Genomic DNA, 1258 nt, shown 5'->3' with positions numbered 1-1258 from the left:
TGCCTTTGTTCAAAGGTTAGTTGTTTATGCGTAATCCACCTGTTTTCTTAAGCAAAAACCAAAGATTATAAACACTGGCTAATCTTTGAACCCGAATTCAAAGATTGAATGTATTTTTGACTTTGACTTGACCTAAAGGGTCAAGCTAAAAATACATTCTTTGCGGTTAAACTAGGTGGTGCGTTTATGATGCGAATTTACAATATGTAAATCATTAAACATCCTACTAAACGCCGCACTCATCCCACCATTAGCAAATTTACCACCACCTAACTCAGCGACAACGCCACCAACCACATAAGAAGCGACAACATTTTGTACTCTTTGCGTCCATGTATTGGCTTGATTACTAATGCCTGCCGCCTTATATGCACCTGACCAACTTGCGCCATAATTAACAGCTGAGCCTAAGAATCTGCTTTTAAAGCTACCGCCAGATAATCGACTTCGTACACCGCCAGTTAAGCCATGGGCTATCAACTTTCTGAAACTCGCTTTCATTGGATACAATACCTTGGCATTAAATCCTGCAGTTAATACGCCTAACAATCCTTGTTTTAAATCACCTTTGCTTCCAATCATGCCTGACAAAAATCCTGCTGCATAAATATTTAATCCTGTTGCCGTTGGCATCGTAGGTGTGGCTTCTATTTTTTTTGTTGGTGCTGATGTTTTGAGGGGTGTGGTTTGAGAGGGGGCGTTGTAGTTATAGATGTCAATGTCGGATTTGTGGGTGATGTATGTTGCCATTAATGTCGTATTGGTAACTGGTAGTATCGTTGTATTTTATACCTGAAATAGTGCCTTGTGGGTTGGATTGGATTAGTCGGCCTAGTGAGTCATATGAGATCTCTGCATTAACCCAGTGTGATTTAGGGAATACAGAAAATAGTGCATTTTTATCTAAAAATGAGAATAATAGTTAGCTATTTACCGAGTTTTTGGTGGAAAATTCGCTATTTTATGGGTTTTATAAATTATTGGATTAATACAGGAGTCTCCATATTGAAAGTTTTCTGAAAGACCGCTTTGGTGATTTGTGCGTTGGGTGATATTGTTCATTAGGTCGTATTTATATGCTAGGTTGCGGATTTTATGGGTGGGTTTAAAACCTGATTTGATGGTGAGTAGGTGTTGAGTGGGTAAGTTGTTGTTGGAAATAAGGGTGTTACTATTTTATTTTAAATTTATGTTAAAAGGGGTGTGACCCTCTTTTTTCTTTTTCAAACTGTTTTGACATAATACCATTTTCAAAAAT

The 1258-nt window shown here is 37.8% G+C and carries 1 protein-coding gene; it reads right to left on the bottom strand.

Going from position 1 to position 1258, the window contains the following annotated elements; all coding sequences use genetic code 11:
* Window positions 1–171: 171 nt before the first annotated feature.
* Window positions 172–750, bottom strand: a complete 579-nt coding sequence (locus BAZSYMA_RS08965) for a hypothetical protein (protein WP_090718243.1) — start codon at window positions 748–750, stop codon at window positions 172–174.
* Between the last annotated feature and the right edge of the window lie 508 nt (window positions 751–1258).

Origin of the sequence: Bathymodiolus azoricus thioautotrophic gill symbiont (assembly GCF_001298715.1) — a bacterium.
Taxonomy (GTDB): domain Bacteria; phylum Pseudomonadota; class Gammaproteobacteria; order PS1; family Pseudothioglobaceae; genus Thiodubiliella.
Note: the sequence above shows the minus strand (reverse complement) of the source record. Positions and strands in the feature narration are given on the sequence as shown.